Genomic DNA, 14,947 nt, shown 5'->3' with positions numbered 1-14,947 from the left:
TGCATTTATGAAAATTACAACTAAAAGGATGAGTTTATATGAGAATGGTTGATATTATTAGCAAGAAACGAAATGGAACGAAACTAGAGGAAGCGGAAATTCGCTTTTTCATCGAAAACTATATGAAAGATGAAATTCCAGATTATCAGGTTTCTGCTTTATTAATGGCAATATATTATCAAGGAATGGATCAAGATGAAACGGCGTTATTAACAAAAGTGATGGTAGAGTCTGGAGATGAGATTGATTTATCCCCAATTAAAGGTCATAAAGTTGATAAACATTCTACAGGTGGAGTAGGCGATAAGACAACATTAATTGTAGGACCATTAGTAGCAGCTGCGGGTATACCTGTTGCTAAAATGTCAGGTAGAGGTTTAGGACATACAGGTGGAACGATTGATAAATTAGAGTCTATACCTGGATTTCAAGTGGAGATAACGAATGATCAATTTATTCGTAATGTTAATCAATATAAGCTAGCAGTTGTCGGTCAAACAGGGAATCTAGCTCCTGCAGACAAGAAGCTATATGCGTTGCGAGACGTAACCGCAACAGTGGAGTCTATACCGTTGATAGCAAGCTCTATAATGAGTAAAAAAATTGCTTCAGGTGCAGACAGTATTGTTTTAGACGTGAAAACTGGTTCAGGGGCATTTATGAAATCGTTAGAAGATTCGAAACGTCTGGCTAAAGAAATGGTCCAGATTGGAAATCAATTAGGTCGACGAACAATAGCTGTTATTAGTGATATGAATCAACCATTAGGTTATGAAATTGGGAATGCAAATGAAGTGAGGGAAGCTATCCATGTCTTACAAGGAAAACAAGTAGAGGATCTTCGAGAACTTGTATTAGAATTAGCTGCTCATATGACAATATTAGCAGGAATTTACTCAAGCTATGAAGAGGCGATAGCAAAACTGACCATATTATTGGATGAAGGCCATGCTCTAAAAGCTTTTAAAGATTTTATATTGGCACAAAACGGAGATATTTCGGTTATTGAAGATCCTGAAAAGCTACCGAGCTCTTCTTACCATATTCAAGTTAGTGCAAAACAAACAGGATATATACACGAAATAACAGCTGATACTATTGGAATCGCAGCAATGCATCTTGGAGCAGGACGTGCGAAAAAAGACGATCAGGTTCATCATGGAGTTGGAATAACCTTACACAAGAAAATAGGTGATAAGGTCGAAATCGACGAACCACTAGCAACTCTCCATGCTGATCAGGAGGATGTCCAAGAGATCATGGAACTCATTAGGGATGCTATTACAATCCAAGATAATCCTTCTAATAAACCTAAGATGATTTATGAAGTAATAGATAAGTAAAGAACCTTAGTATTCGTAAAGCGATGAACTCATTCATCGCTTTTTTTTTACGTTAGGAAGCATAAAATTTCTACACAGTAGAAGTTTCGAAGTAGCTGAAATTTTAAGGTATTAGGTATAAGAAAAACTAGGCATTCACCAAAAAAGAGTGAATCCGAGTTTTTCTAATGTTATAAAAATACTCGGTTTTGGCAAAAATAATTAGTGTTAACTATTGGAGGTGTATGTAGGTGAAAATGGTAAATAGACTGCTACTAATAATGGCAAATGTTCTGCTTCTAACATGCTTTTCAGGATATCTAAATATCCATGCTTCCCATCATCAACCAGTAAGTGAATCTGCTTCTCTTGATTTAGCTGAAAATTCAAAATCAGCTATATTAATAGAACGAGATACTGGTAAAGTTTTGTTTGAGAAAAATGCTGACGAGTCCTTACCACCAGCAAGTATGACTAAAATTATGACAATGCTATTAATTATGGAAGCTCTTGATAAGGGAGAAATAACCTTAGAAGAAACGGTTCGAGTCAGTGAGAATGCTGCTTCCATGGGTGGCTCACAAATATTTTTAGAGGCAGGAGAAGAAATGACCGTAAACGATTTACTGAAAGGTATAGCGGTAGCTTCTGGAAATGATGCAAGTGTTGCGATGGCCGAAAAAATAGCCGGTAGTGAAAAAGCATTCGTAGAGCTAATGAACAAAAAAGCGAAGGAATTAGGTCTTAAGAATACGGTCTTCCAAAATGCGACTGGACTCCCCGCTGAAAACCATACAAGTACAGCAGCAGAGATGGCCACAATGGCAAAGGCTTTATTAAAATATGAAAATATAACAGATTATACAAGTATTTATGAAGACTATTTACGTGAAGGCAAGGAAAATGAATTTTGGCTTGTGAATACAAATAAGCTGGTAAAATTTTATGATGGCGTAGATGGTTTGAAAACAGGATTTACGAATGAAGCGAAATACTGTCTAACTGCTACTGCTGAAAAAGAAGGAATGAGGGTGATTGCAGTAGTGATGGGTGCTGGGTCCACTAAGGAACGTAATAGTGATGTTAGTCAAATGCTCGATTATGCTTATAGCAAATATGCAACAAAACCGTTATTCGAAAAAAACCAATCGATTACTAGTTTTGAATGGCTAAAAGCTGACAAACAAAATGTGGATATCATTACTAATGACTCTATTTCCATTGTACATCAAAAAGGGGAGGACTTAAGTGGAATTGAAACAAAAATGAAAATAAATCAAAATATATCCCTTCCAATCAAAAAAGGAACTACTGTTGGTAAGCTACAAGTGATGCAAGGTGGAAAAGTGATCAGTGAAACAGATCTCGTCCTTTCTGAGGATATGAAAAAAGCAAGCACATTCCAATTATGGAAGAGAACTTGGCGGTCGCTCTTTTCTCTATAGTTTTACCGTAAATATATCGTTTCCTAAATTGAAGAAATGATTTTGCAATATTTGCTCGATTTCGTTCTAGTTTTGTCATAAAGCAGGATAATAAAAGATCTTTGTAGAAATAGAAACTCAAGTTAGAAAAGAGGGAGGATGAATAATGCAATTAACGACACAATTTGTTCCTATTGAAAATGTATTAATTGTACGATTAGAAGGAGAGCTAGATCACCATTCTGCAGCAAGACTAAAGATAGATTGGCAAGAGGAAATGAGAAAAAACCGAACAAAACATGTGGTTTTAAATTTGCAACATCTACATTTCATGGATAGTTCAGGTCTTGGAGTTGTCTTAGGTAGATATAAAGAGATTAAACAACTGGGCGGCGAGATGGTTGTTTGTTCTATTTCCCCTGCAGTAAAACGCTTGTTCGAAATGTCGGGTTTATTCAAAATAGTTCGATTAGAATCAGATGAATCCTTTGCATTGCTTACGTTGGGGGTGGCCTCATGAATAATTCGATGCAATTACATTTTAAAAGTATTAGTGAAAATGAAGCATTTGCACGGATTACGGTAGCTGCCTTTGTATCCCAAATTGATCCAACGATGGATGAATTAACAGAAATCAAAACTGTTGTCTCCGAAGCGGTGACCAATGCAATTATTCATGGTTATGAGGAAGACCCGAATCAATATGTCTATATTGAGTGTTCCATTACAGATAGCACCTTATCCATTTCTATTCAGGACCAAGGCCTAGGAATTGAGAACATAGATTTAGCTAAAGAGCCATTGTTTACCTCTAAACCAGAGCTTGAAAGATCGGGGATGGGCTTTACCATCATGGAAAACTTTATGGACAAGGTAGAAATACAATCAAGTCCTGGAGAAGGCACCACTATCAGAATGGTCAAAGACTTCCAACGAAGTAAAAGTTTTTGTAATTAGGTGATGCGGATGACAAAAATGAAAAATGCATCCCCCCTTCAGGATAAAGAGGTCAAACGATATATTCAATTAAGTCAAGAAGGCGATGAAAATGCTCGATCCATTCTTGTAGAAAAAAATATCCGGCTAGTATGGTCAGTTGTGCAACGATTTTTAAATCGGGGGTATGACCAGGACGATCTTTTTCAAATTGGTTGTATTGGTTTGCTGAAATCGATTGACAAATTTGATCTGAATTACGATGTGAAATTTTCTACCTATGCAGTACCTATGATAATCGGTGAGATTCAACGATTTATTAGGGATGATGGAACGGTGAAAGTAAGCCGATCCCTAAAGGAGATTGGTAATAAAATTCGTCGCACCTCGGATGAATTAACGAAGGATTTAGGGAGAGCACCAACAATTCAAGAGATCGCTAATAAGCTCGAACTAAGCCCAGAGGAGATCATCCATGCACAAGAAGCAACGAAGAAACCACAATCCATTCACGAGACTGTTTTTGAAAACGACGGCGATCCGATCACCCTGTTGGATCAAATTGCAGATACAGGAGATAACTGGTTTGAAAAAATTACGATGGAACAGTTAATTAATGAATTAGATCAAAGAGAGAGACTTATTGTTTATCTTAGGTATTATAAGGATCAAACACAAACTGAGGTTGCCAATCGTTTAGGTATTTCACAAGTTCAGGTTTCTAGGATTGAGAAAAAGATATTAGAAAAAATGAAAGAAGAAATGTTGAATTAAAATAGTATAGCCTTTACGTAATAACTCGGCGAATGCCGAGTTTTTTATTTTACGTTAAGAAAGTATAAAATTTTTGGCAGGAAGTAAAGCAACGAAGCGAAAATTTTGAAATCCAAAGTATAAGAAAAGCTAACGCATCGGCTAAAGGACGAGCGAATGCGAGTTTTTCTAATGCTGGAAGAGTCGTTGTTTTTCTTATATGGGTATAATTTTTCCCTAATTTCAAAAACTACTTCATAACCAACAGTTTATAACTAAGTTTGTATAAGGGGTGATGCTTAGTGGAGGAAAAAGTATATATCCGGCTTAGAAAGAAAATTAGAGTTAAACATAATCACCTTATTTTACTGAAGGATATCGCTTATTTAACAGGGAATATTTCTTATCTTGATAAGTTAGATCACTTAAAGATTTATCAGATTACGGAAGAGGATAAAAATGTATCAGTTATTGATGGATTTCATCTGTTAGATAAATTAATTAAAGCATATCCATCCTTGACTTTTGAATTAGTTGGACCTAGTCAGACAATTGTGGAAATTAGCAAACAAAAAAAACAAGCCAATATTTTGCTCGTTACAGCAATCTGGCTACTTCTGTTCGTGGGATCCGCCATGGCAATTATCAATTTTCACTATGATGTTAGCATGCAGGAGGTTCATCAGAGTTTGGCATATTTCTTTACAGGGGAAAGAGTGAACAAACCACTATGGATACAAATTCCATACTCGATCGGATTAGGACTAGGAATGGTACTCTTTTTTAATCACATCTTCCAAAAACGATTTAATGAGGAACCGAGCCCGCTCGAAGTAGAAATGTTTAATTATCAGCAAGATTTAGATACCTATCTTATTAATCATGAGAATGTTTTGAATAATAGAGACAATGAATGACATGCGATCTATTATTGCAGAAACCATTATCGGGTTTGGTTCTGGAATTATTGTTGGTTCAGGTCTAGTCGCTTTATTAACAGTGTTAGGAATTATTCCACGGTTGGTCCAGCTGAGTAAATCTTATACTTTTGTCAAATCATATCAAGCAGCTGTCATACTAGGAGGTATAATAGGGACACTTTTTTCCTTCAGTCAAATTTCGATCCATGTTCCCATACTTATCCAAGTATTGTTCGGACTATTCCATGGTGTTTTTATCGGAATGCTTGCAGCAGCATTGACAGAGGTGCTAAATGTTTTTCCCATCTTAATGAAAAGATTAGGAATGAGCACAGCACTGTTGTGGTTATTAATGGCAATCGTATTAGGCAAAATTTTTGGCTCTCTTTTCCACTGGATCACCTTTGTCGATATTATGTCATCGTGAAATATGTTAATTTAATGAGGGATAATAGATGAAAAAAACCAAAAATCAAAAAAAAATCTCATCATCTATAAATATGAATGAGTCTTATTTAAAATCAAAGCTCGGAATAGGTGTTTCCTTTGATGTCGGATTTCGAGAATTAGTGGTACTTAAAAAGAGAATACAATTATACTATGTAACAGGGTTAGTAGACACGGATTTTGTCATTGAGATCATGAAAAAATTGATTTCTATTAATGATGACGAAAATGCTCATACTGATATCTATGATGAGCTAAATAATCGTGTTGTTCACCAACAAGTGGAAAAGACCGATCGATTTGATAAGGCAATGGATCGATTACTATCTGGTTTACTGGTGATTTTTGCAGACGGAGAAGAAAATTGTTTTATCGTGGATGTCAGACACTATCCAGGAAGAACTCCGGAAGAACCTGACACAGAAAAGGTGGTTCGAGGTTCTAGAGATGGCTATACAGAAAATATTATTGAAAATACTGCATTAACTCGAAGAAGAATACGAGACGAACGACTAAGAAACGAAATTATGCAGGTTGGAGAAAGATCGAAGACAGATATTTGTATATCTTATATCCAAGATGTAGCAGATCCGGATTTAGTAAACTTAATTAAAGAAGAACTACAAAATATTGATGTTGACGGAATATCTATGGCAGACAAAACAATAGAAGAATATTTGGTTCATCAAGGATTAAATCCATATCCCCAAGTAAGATATACAGAAAGGCCAGATGTGGCATCGACTCATTTATTTGAAGGACATGTGTTAGTGATGGTGGATACTTCACCTAGTATGATTATTGTGCCTACAACTTTTTTTCACCATGTTCAACATGCAGAAGAGTACCGGGAAGCACCGGCTGTCGGTACCTTTATTCGTTGGATAAGATTTTTAGGTATATTTGCCTCTTTATTTTTATTGCCATTGTGGCTATTGGTAGTTCTAGACCCTACATTATTACCAGAAAAACTACAATTTATCGGGCCGAACGAAACAGGTAATGTTCCGATAATTGTACAAATTCTTTTAGCTGATATAGGGATTGAGTTTTTAAGGATGGCTGCCATTCATACACCAACCCCTTTATCAACCGCCATGGGTTTGATTGCAGCAGTATTAATTGGAGAAATTGCAATCGAGGTTGGTTTGTTTAGTTCAGAAGTCATTCTTTATGTTGCGATTAGTGCAATTGGGACTTTTGCCACACCTAGTTATGAACTAAGTGTAGCCAATAAGATAGCAAGATTACTTTTGCTCATTGTGACCTTTTTCTTCCATGTTCCAGGTTTTCTCATCGGAACAACCTGCTTCATACTGTTTCTTGCTAGTACAAGGTCGTTACAGACACCTTATTTATGGCCACTTTTACCGTTTAATGACAAGGCATTGTGGCAAATATTATTCCGAGTAGCTGTTCCGTTATCGAAAACACGTCCGAGCATTGTACAAACAAAAAATCATCGAAAACAATCTTAGAATTCTTGTACAAAACTGCTTTTGCGGTTATGCTTGAACTTAGGAAGGCTGTGTGGTAAATTATTTTTATACTTTTTTCGAAATGATTTATTTATGGTACTGCGGGAATAGAAAATCCCTTACTACTTTACCAAGCAGGTGAATAGGAGGGTTTTTTCTTTGTACACATTAGATTGATAGCAGATTTTTTACTAATAAATCATGGAACGCTAAATTTTATTAGATGACAGAAGGCTATCGTTACTAGGGGGATGACTATATGGCAGAGCAATTCAGTTATAATGAAAAAGGGCACTTATTGTTTGGAGGACTTGATACCATCGATTTGGCGAAAAAATATGGAACACCATTATTCGTTTATGATGTAGAAAAAATTCGGGAAAACGCCCGTGCATTTGTGGAGACATTTCAAAAGCATGGTATAAAGGCACAGGTTGCTTATGCAAGCAAGGCTTTTTCAAGTATAGCAATGGTACAGGTTGCAAAACAAGAGAATCTTAGTTTGGATGTTGTGTCTCAAGGGGAGTTATACACGGCACTTCAAGCTGGTTTTCCGGTTGACAAAATTCATTTTCATGGTAATAATAAAAGTCTTGAAGAACTTAGAATGGCGATTGAGAGTAAAATTGGCTGTATTGTTATCGACAATTTTCATGAGATGGTATTGTTAGAATCACTACTAGCTGAATATGATGCAACAATGGATGTACTCATTAGGGTAACGCCAGGTATTGAAGCACATACACATGACTACATTTTGACTGGTAACGAAGACTCTAAATTTGGGTTTGACCTAACAAATGGTCAAGCAGATAAGGCAATACAACAGCTTTTAGCGAAAGAGCGTATTCATCTGAAGGGCTTGCACTGTCATATAGGTTCTCAGATATTTGAAACAGATGGATTTATGATGGCAGTGGAACGGCTTTTTGAGAAATTAGCAGAGTGGTCAAAAAGCTATCAATTTACTGCTGAAGTGCTTAATTTAGGTGGTGGTTTTGGCATTCGCTATACGTCAGAGGATGAACCGTTACCATTAGAGAAATACGTAGAATCATTAATAGAAAAAGTTTCCTCCCAAACTAATAAATATAACATGGTGTTTCCTGAGATTTGGATAGAACCAGGCAGATCTATTGTCGGGGATGCCTGTATCACTCTATATTCAATTGGTTCGATCAAGGAAATTCCGAATGTGAGAAAATATGTAGCGGTAGACGGCGGGATGACTGATAATTTGAGGCCTGCGCTATATCAAGCGAAATATGAAGCAGTTGTCGCGAATAAAGCCCAACAACCGAGCGATGAAGAAGTTTCTATTGCTGGAAAATGCTGTGAATCAGGAGACATGTTAATTTGGGATATTATGTTGCCAGAAGTGGAGGCAAATGATATATTAGCTGTATTTAGTACAGGTGCGTATGGTTATTCTATGGCAAACCACTACAACCGTTTTACCAAACCAGCAGTTGTATTTGTAGAAAAAGGGAAGGATCAGTTAGTGGTCAAAAGAGAAAGTTACCAAGACTTAGTAACAAATGACTTATCCTACGAGGAGGAATAACAATGAAGCAAGCGACAATAGCATTTGAAAATGGAGAAGAAATCGTAATAGAGTTATTTGAGGAGGCTGCGCCAAACACCGTAGCTAATTTTGAAAAACTAGCAAACGATCATTTTTATGATGGTGTTATTTTTCACCGTGTCATTCCAGGATTTGTTGCGCAAGGCGGAGATCCTACCGGAACCGGAATGGGTGGTCCTGGCTATACTATAAAATGCGAAACGGAAGGAAACCCACATAAGCACGTCGCTGGAGCATTATCTATGGCTCATGCCGGTAAGGATACGGGAGGTAGTCAATTCTTTTTAGTTCACGAGCCTCAGCCACATTTAGATGGCGTGCATACCGTGTTTGGACAAGTTATAGAAGGAATGGATACCGTCCTTCGAATCAAACAAGGTGATGCAATGAAAACCATTCGTGTGACGGAATAGAAATTGTCAAGGTTTGACATCTTTATTTGATTATACTATTGTAATGATTAGAATGTTTAATTTCTAAATTAAAAGGGAAAGATAGGGATGAATCAAAGACGCAAAAATTGGATATTGTTGATCTTTCTTTTTGTCATTGCAGTGATATGGGGTTTTTATTATTGGTTCGGTATAGCACTACCAAATGGTTAAATGATTCAAATTTTTATCCAAGGTAACGACACATCGAATCAGAACATAACATAACAGTATGAATAATGTTATGAATAATGAGGGGTTCAAAATGTTAATTCGTTATAAGAAAAGGCTTGAAAAGATAGCAATGGGACTCTTATCTTTTATGCCTGATGAGAAAGAAGTTAAACGACTACAGGATACGATCAAGGAATATGAGACAAACGATCAATGGCAGCTATTTTTATGGAAAGAAGAAGACGATGTTCTAGGGGCTATTGGTTTGATTGTCAAGGAAGATAACAAATCAATTTTAGTACAGCATATCACGGTAGATCCATCACATCGTAATATGGGCATTGGAAAGAAAATGGTACATGCATTAGAAGGTTTTTTCGATGAGTCCTACTCCATCCATGCGAATGAGCAAACAGAACGATTTCTAGAGAAATGTAAAACATCTTAAACAATTATATAGATACAATGAATGCATCCTGATAGCCAGTCAAATAATGACAATGGTATGGAAGGTGCAAGAAATACGACTATGGTAAAATAGAAAAGAACCTTTGTGGGTTTCACAAAGGTTCTTTTCTTGTCGTTTAACATCGTAAAAGTGGATGGCTAGGGATGGTTGGTGAGTACCATTATTCTAAAGTCCGTTTTTTAATACCAAGCTGCACCAACAATAATCAACAAGATAAATAACACAACGATCAACGCAAATCCACTACCGTAAGAATAACCCATTTTTATTCCTCCTATTTTCAATTTTAAATCAATTATAAAATTGATTTCTCGAGATTAATGTATGCTAACAATGGAAAAAAGTATGGGCATATGTAATAGTATATAATAAATGATGGCAGTTTGTTTTTACACTTTTCTTATAAAGAATGATTTAAAAATATTTGTGTGATTTTTGGAGGAAAAATGTGTGGCTAATCAGTATGAAGTAAAGTTAGACTCTTTTGAAGGACCATTAGATTTATTATTGCATTTAATTAATAAGTATGAAATTGATATTTATGATATACCTGTTGCGGAAATCACCTCTCAATACATGGTATATATACATACAATGCAGCAATTAGAGCTTAATATTGCAAGTGAATATTTAGTGATGGCGGCAACCTTATTAGAAATTAAGAGCAAGGTGTTATTACCCAATCCTTCTATAGAGGTGGATGAGGAATATGAAGAGGATCCTCGTGAGGAATTGATGAGAAGGTTAATTGAATATCGAAAGTATAAGGAAGCGGCAGAACAACTAAAAGAAAGAGAGATGGAACGAAGTCACATACATACGAGAGCTCCTGTTCCATTAGAAAAACCAAAAGGAGTTACTGTCCCAGAAGGTACAGCTAGTGTTTATGATATGCTAAACGCAATGGCAAAAGTATTAGAGCGGAGAAAATGGAATCAACCAATGGAAACATCTATTCAGAGAAGGGAGATACCGATAAAAGAAAGAATGGATGCAATATTATTACAATTGCAGGAATCTGATCAAGGTATTTCCTTCTATCAACTATTTCCAGAAAATACGAAATCCTATGTTGTGGCAACCTTTATAGCGGTTTTAGAATTAATGAAGGATAATAAAATTCATTGTATTCAAGAGAAACAATTTGATGATTTAATGGTTTATCAGGCTTAAACACAAAAAGGATCATTCCGTAATTATGGGTTTATGAATGAAGGACGGTGTATCAATCTAGTGGAACTATCAGAGATGAAAGCAATTATAGAAGGTTTAATTTTTGTATCGGGAAATGAAGGTATTACAAAGAAGGAAATTCAAAAGGTATTAGATTTAGATAAGGACATGGCTGAGCATGTATTAAATGAGTTAAAGTTTGACTATGAAAGTAGTAGTAGAGGAATGATGTTAGTCGAATCAAAAGGTTCCTTATTTTTGTCCACAAAACCTGAGCATGGTGAATACTATACCAGCCTGACTGAAACGAAGACTATTTCAAAGTTGTCACAGGCTGCATTAGAAACATTAGCAATCATAGCTTATTTACAACCAATAACCCGAACGGAAATTGAAGAGATTAGAGGAGTTAAGAGTGACAGGCCTGTACAGACATTAATTTCTCGTGCACTTATTGAAGAAGTAGGTCGAAAAGAAGGAGTAGGACGACCAATTCTATTTGGTACTACCTTAGATTTTTTAACTTATTTTGGTTTAAAATCATTAGAGGAGCTGCCTCCATTACCAGAAAACATAGAAGATATTGATGTCGAAACGGAAGCAGATTTATTTTTCGATCGTTTCCAAGAGCTTGAACAGGAATAGGAAAAATACGTGAGCATATGCTTGTCTTTTCTGCATACAATGAAGATATAAAAATTAATTGTCTGAGAAGAGGTGAAGCAGTGCGTTTTGCTATCACAATCATATGTCTTGTATTTGGAGGCTTACTACTATCTCCAGCAGTAGAGGCTCAAACAGAGATAAACGTGTCTGCCGAAAGCGCAGTACTCATAGACCAAACGTCTGGTCGAGTGTTGTACGAAAAGAATGCTCATAACCAATCCTTGATTGCTAGTATTACGAAGATCATGACAGCCATTGTTGCCATTGAATCAGGTGAGTTAGATAGTCAAGTAAGCATATCGGATAATGCCATCGGCACAGAAGGTTCTTCTATTTACTTAAGGTCCGAGGATCAGTTTACACTGGAGGAATTAATCTATGGGCTGATGCTACGCTCTGGAAATGATGCAGCTGTTGCGATAAGTGAACATGTTGGTGGTAGCTTAGAAGGGTTTGTTCATCTAATGAATGAGAAAGCCCATTGGATAGGCATGACAAACACACATTTTTCCAATCCTCATGGTCTTGATTCAGAGGACCATTACTCTACTGCCTATGATATGGGACTCCTAATGAAGTATGCAATGGAAAATGATACTTTTCAAAAAATATCAGGTGCAAAATCATTTCGAGCAAATGACCGTGATTATTCCTGGCAAAATAAAAATAAATTATTAACAAGGTATTATGAATATTGTACTGGGGGTAAGACAGGTTTTACGAAGGCTGCCGGAAGAACGTTAGTGACAACGGCGCAGAAGGATGGACAAACCTTGATTGTGGTTACTCTCAATGCTCCTGATGACTGGCAGGATCATATTAGACTATATGAATGGGGATTTGAGCATTATCCTCTTGAGGAAATCCAATCTGAGGGGGAATATTCCTACGAAAACAAGAAAGATGAAGGTCTTACAAATGGTTGGATTTCGGACGATGTTCTCTATCCTTTAACCGATTCAGAAATAAAAAACCTTTCTTCTAAGGTATTTTTAACAACAGAAGCATTAGCATTTGACCAAATTGGAAAAAAGATATTCTACCTAGATGGGGAGAAGATTGCAGAAACTGCTATTTATCAAGAAGAAGTAAATGAAGAAAAAAGTGGATTTTGGCAAGCTACTCTCGATACCTTTCAAACATTATTAGGTGAAAAGCAATGATTAACCTTATTTGGGTACTAATGGCCGCTATTGGTATTGTGTATGCAATGTTTAATGGGACGATGGAACAAGTTAATAAGTCATTGTTTGATGGAGCAAATGAGGCTGTCACATTAGTTATTGCGCTTACTAGTGTTCTAGTTTTTTGGTTAGGTATGATGAGAATCGCAGAAAAGGCAGGATTATTGAAAGGGCTTAGTAAACTTTTTCGTCCACTCGTAGTAAGACTCTTTCCAGAAATTCCAGCAGATCATCCAGCGATGGGCTATATATTAGCGAATTTTAGCGCAAATTTGTTTGGTTTAGGTAATGCAGCAACACCAATGGGAATCAAAGCAATGGAAGAAATGAAGAAGCTAAGTAATTCGAGCACTGTTTCTAATTCCATGATCACCTTTCTCGTAATTAATACGTCAAGTATTACTTTAGTCCCGACCACCGTTATTGCGATTAGAATGGAGTATGGATCTCACTCACCAACTGAAATTGTAGGCAGTACTTTAATTGCTACACTGGCAACTACCATTACTGCCATTCTCGTAGATCGTCTATTTCAGAAACGAAGGGAGAAGAAGCTGTCTTGATTCAAATTGTGACAACGATAAGTGTTTGGCTCATTCCTTGCATTATTTTAGTCATATTGCTTACTGCTGTATGGAGAAAGATACCTGCATACGAGGAATTTGTGGAAGGTGGGAAAGAAGGCTTAAAAATGTCGATTTCCCTTCTTCCATTTTTATTAGGGATGATGGTAGCTATTTCCATTCTAAGGAGCTCTGGAGCTCTGGATGCGTTTATTGGGTTACTCCAACCATTTCTCGAGAAAGTAGGTTTCCCTGCGGAAATTACACCATTAGCGTTGATCCGTCCTATTTCAGGAACTGCTGCCTTAAGTGTTACATCTGAAATGATTGAACTATATGGTCCTGATTCGTTCTTAGGGAGGTTAGCTTCCACCATGCAAGGTAGTACTGACACAACATTATATATTTTGACTGTCTATTTTGGAGCAGTTGGCATTAAAAAAATGGGGGATGCGCTTAAAGTTGGACTGATTGCTGATTTTATTGGTATAATTGTTTCAGTTATTGTAGTATCATGGATGTTCTTGTAGTATCATGGATGTTCTTGTAGAAGCGTTAACATAGGTTAACGCTCCTTTTCATGATAAGGGTTATGTGAAAATGACGAACTAACTTAAAAAAACAGAGGAAGAGTGTATAGCATGAGTGAACGTCTACAAAAAGTGATTGCAAAGAGCGGAATCACTTCAAGAAGAAAAGCAGAAAAACTAATTGAAGAAGGTAAGGTAAAGGTAAATGGTAAAGTGATAACGGAATTAGGAGTGAAAGTAACCGATAGTGATCAAATCGAGGTGAACAACATTCCAATAGAGAAGGAAAAGCCTGTCTACTTTCTCTTTTATAAACCGAGAGGCGTTATTTCTAGTGTATCTGATGATAAGGACCGTAAAACGGTTGTGGATTTTTTTGAGGAATTTGAACAAAGAATTTTCCCTGTTGGAAGATTAGATTATGATACTTCCGGCTTAATCATTATGACAAATGATGGTGACTTTATGAATGTATTACTTCATCCAAGGTACAAAATGGACAAAGAATATATTGTGAAGACAAAAGGAATTCCAGCAAATGAAGCTCTTAAAACATTTAAAAAAGGTATCCGTTCAGAGGGTGATATTCTAAAGGCTAAGCAGGTCAAAATCATGTCAGTAGATAAAAAGAAGCAAACAGCCATTGTGAAGGTCATTCTTCATCAAGGAAAAAATCGCCAAATTAGAAGAATGTTTGATGCCATCAATTGTCCAGTAATGAAATTGCGACGCGAAAGGCTTGCTTTCTTAACACTAGATGGATTGCAACCAGGGGAATATCGTGAGCTCAAGCCTCAAGAAATTAGCGATTTAAAAAAGTTAGCTCAAAAAATTGTTAAATAACTGTCACAATATTGTGATAAATATGATGGTAAAATGTTCGAAGGGAGTG

Annotated in this window: 18 protein-coding genes; 17 read left to right on the top strand and 1 reads right to left on the bottom strand. The window is 36.4% G+C overall.

Going from position 1 to position 14,947, the window contains the following annotated elements; all coding sequences use genetic code 11:
• The first annotated feature begins 38 nt into the window (after window positions 1-38).
• The 11 genes from ACZ5R4_RS03005 (at window position 39) to ACZ5R4_RS02955 (ending at window position 9,918) form a co-directional block, all read left to right on the top strand.
• Window positions 39-1,343, top strand: coding sequence for a pyrimidine-nucleoside phosphorylase (locus ACZ5R4_RS03005; protein WP_109984230.1), 1,305 nt, complete (start codon window positions 39-41; stop codon window positions 1,341-1,343).
• A 230-nt stretch (window positions 1,344-1,573) separates the two neighbouring features.
• The gene (locus ACZ5R4_RS03000; protein WP_425454573.1) at window positions 1,574-2,767 is read left to right on the top strand and encodes a D-alanyl-D-alanine carboxypeptidase family protein; all 1,194 of its coding nucleotides are present in this window, start codon (window positions 1,574-1,576) and stop codon (window positions 2,765-2,767) included.
• Between the two features lie 145 nt (window positions 2,768-2,912).
• Window positions 2,913-3,266 (top strand): anti-sigma F factor antagonist, encoded by a 354-nt coding sequence (spoIIAA, locus tag ACZ5R4_RS02995; RefSeq protein ID WP_109984231.1) that lies wholly within the window; start codon window positions 2,913-2,915, stop codon window positions 3,264-3,266.
• Window positions 3,263-3,703 carry an anti-sigma F factor gene (gene spoIIAB, locus ACZ5R4_RS02990; protein ID WP_054787954.1) on the top strand — a complete coding sequence of 147 codons (441 nt, stop codon included), beginning with the start codon at window positions 3,263-3,265 and terminating at the stop codon, window positions 3,701-3,703. Before spoIIAA ends, spoIIAB begins: the two co-directional genes overlap by 4 nt.
• 3 nt (window positions 3,704-3,706) lie before the next feature.
• Window positions 3,707-4,456, top strand: a complete 750-nt coding sequence (gene sigF / locus ACZ5R4_RS02985; protein WP_109984601.1) for an RNA polymerase sporulation sigma factor SigF — start codon at window positions 3,707-3,709, stop codon at window positions 4,454-4,456.
• A 281-nt stretch (window positions 4,457-4,737) separates the two neighbouring features.
• Window positions 4,738-5,352 carry a stage V sporulation protein AA gene (locus ACZ5R4_RS02980; protein WP_109984232.1) on the top strand — a complete coding sequence of 205 codons (615 nt, stop codon included), beginning with the start codon at window positions 4,738-4,740 and terminating at the stop codon, window positions 5,350-5,352.
• 1 nt (window position 5,353) lies between these two features.
• A complete protein-coding gene (locus ACZ5R4_RS02975) occupies window positions 5,354-5,782 on the top strand; it encodes a stage V sporulation protein AB (RefSeq protein ID WP_054859335.1) in 429 nt (142 codons plus the stop codon).
• A 28-nt stretch (window positions 5,783-5,810) separates the two neighbouring features.
• Window positions 5,811-7,280, top strand: a complete 1,470-nt coding sequence (locus ACZ5R4_RS02970; protein WP_464368055.1) for a spore germination protein — start codon at window positions 5,811-5,813, stop codon at window positions 7,278-7,280.
• A 259-nt stretch (window positions 7,281-7,539) separates the two neighbouring features.
• Complete coding sequence (lysA, locus tag ACZ5R4_RS02965) at window positions 7,540-8,844, top strand: diaminopimelate decarboxylase (RefSeq protein WP_464368054.1); 1,305 nt, start codon at window positions 7,540-7,542, stop codon at window positions 8,842-8,844.
• A gap of 2 nt (window positions 8,845-8,846) precedes the next feature.
• On the top strand, window positions 8,847-9,278 hold the full coding sequence (locus ACZ5R4_RS02960; protein ID WP_054859338.1) for a peptidylprolyl isomerase: 432 nt from the start codon (window positions 8,847-8,849) through the stop codon (window positions 9,276-9,278).
• A gap of 283 nt (window positions 9,279-9,561) precedes the next feature.
• Entirely contained in the window at window positions 9,562-9,918 is a 357-nt protein-coding gene (locus tag ACZ5R4_RS02955) for a GNAT family N-acetyltransferase (RefSeq protein ID WP_054787956.1), read from the top strand.
• 200 nt (window positions 9,919-10,118) lie between these two features.
• Here ACZ5R4_RS02955 and ACZ5R4_RS02950 read toward each other — a convergent pair whose 3' ends face one another.
• Window positions 10,119-10,202, bottom strand: a complete 84-nt coding sequence (locus tag ACZ5R4_RS02950) for a YjcZ family sporulation protein (protein WP_054787957.1) — start codon at window positions 10,200-10,202, stop codon at window positions 10,119-10,121.
• 187 nt (window positions 10,203-10,389) lie between these two features.
• Between ACZ5R4_RS02950 and ACZ5R4_RS02945 the strand changes: the two genes are divergently transcribed.
• From ACZ5R4_RS02945 to ACZ5R4_RS02920, 6 genes are all read left to right on the top strand, one after another.
• Window positions 10,390-11,112 (top strand): segregation/condensation protein A, encoded by a 723-nt coding sequence (locus ACZ5R4_RS02945; protein WP_054859340.1) that lies wholly within the window; start codon window positions 10,390-10,392, stop codon window positions 11,110-11,112.
• Between the two features lie 60 nt (window positions 11,113-11,172).
• A complete protein-coding gene (gene scpB, locus ACZ5R4_RS02940; RefSeq protein WP_054787994.1) occupies window positions 11,173-11,757 on the top strand; it encodes an SMC-Scp complex subunit ScpB in 585 nt (194 codons plus the stop codon).
• Window positions 11,758-11,837: 80 nt separating this feature from the next.
• Window positions 11,838-12,941 carry a D-alanyl-D-alanine carboxypeptidase family protein gene (locus ACZ5R4_RS02935; RefSeq protein ID WP_245902305.1) on the top strand — a complete coding sequence of 368 codons (1,104 nt, stop codon included), beginning with the start codon at window positions 11,838-11,840 and terminating at the stop codon, window positions 12,939-12,941.
• On the top strand, window positions 12,938-13,525 hold the full coding sequence (locus ACZ5R4_RS02930) for a nucleoside recognition domain-containing protein (protein ID WP_109984236.1): 588 nt from the start codon (window positions 12,938-12,940) through the stop codon (window positions 13,523-13,525). The genes ACZ5R4_RS02935 and ACZ5R4_RS02930 overlap by 4 nt, the downstream gene beginning before the upstream one ends.
• On the top strand, window positions 13,525-14,055 hold the full coding sequence (locus ACZ5R4_RS02925; protein ID WP_109984602.1) for a spore maturation protein: 531 nt from the start codon (window positions 13,525-13,527) through the stop codon (window positions 14,053-14,055). Before ACZ5R4_RS02930 ends, ACZ5R4_RS02925 begins: the two co-directional genes overlap by 1 nt.
• Before the next feature lie 111 nt (window positions 14,056-14,166).
• On the top strand, window positions 14,167-14,898 hold the full coding sequence (locus ACZ5R4_RS02920) for a pseudouridine synthase (protein WP_109984237.1): 732 nt from the start codon (window positions 14,167-14,169) through the stop codon (window positions 14,896-14,898).
• Window positions 14,899-14,947: the final 49 nt, after the last annotated feature.

Source organism: Gracilibacillus sp. JCM 18860 (genome assembly GCF_055395245.1).
This window is presented reverse-complemented; position numbering and strand designations above follow the sequence as displayed.

Coding starts and splice junctions, on each gene's coding strand:
- ACZ5R4_RS03005 (WP_109984230.1), top strand. CDS start 39: ATGAGAATGGTTGATATTATTAGCAAGAAACGAAATGGAACGAAACTA.
- spoIIAA (WP_109984231.1), top strand. CDS start 2,913: ATGCAATTAACGACACAATTTGTTCCTATTGAAAATGTATTAATTGTA.
- spoIIAB (WP_054787954.1), top strand. CDS start 3,263: ATGAATAATTCGATGCAATTACATTTTAAAAGTATTAGTGAAAATGAA.
- sigF (WP_109984601.1), top strand. CDS start 3,707: ATGCGGATGACAAAAATGAAAAATGCATCCCCCCTTCAGGATAAAGAG.
- ACZ5R4_RS02975 (WP_054859335.1), top strand. CDS start 5,354: ATGCGATCTATTATTGCAGAAACCATTATCGGGTTTGGTTCTGGAATT.
- ACZ5R4_RS02970 (WP_464368055.1), top strand. CDS start 5,811: ATGAAAAAAACCAAAAATCAAAAAAAAATCTCATCATCTATAAATATG.
- lysA (WP_464368054.1), top strand. CDS start 7,540: ATGGCAGAGCAATTCAGTTATAATGAAAAAGGGCACTTATTGTTTGGA.
- ACZ5R4_RS02960 (WP_054859338.1), top strand. CDS start 8,847: ATGAAGCAAGCGACAATAGCATTTGAAAATGGAGAAGAAATCGTAATA.
- ACZ5R4_RS02955 (WP_054787956.1), top strand. CDS start 9,562: ATGTTAATTCGTTATAAGAAAAGGCTTGAAAAGATAGCAATGGGACTC.
- ACZ5R4_RS02950 (WP_054787957.1), bottom strand. CDS start 10,202: ATGGGTTATTCTTACGGTAGTGGATTTGCGTTGATCGTTGTGTTATTT.
- ACZ5R4_RS02930 (WP_109984236.1), top strand. CDS start 12,938: ATGATTAACCTTATTTGGGTACTAATGGCCGCTATTGGTATTGTGTAT.
- ACZ5R4_RS02920 (WP_109984237.1), top strand. CDS start 14,167: ATGAGTGAACGTCTACAAAAAGTGATTGCAAAGAGCGGAATCACTTCA.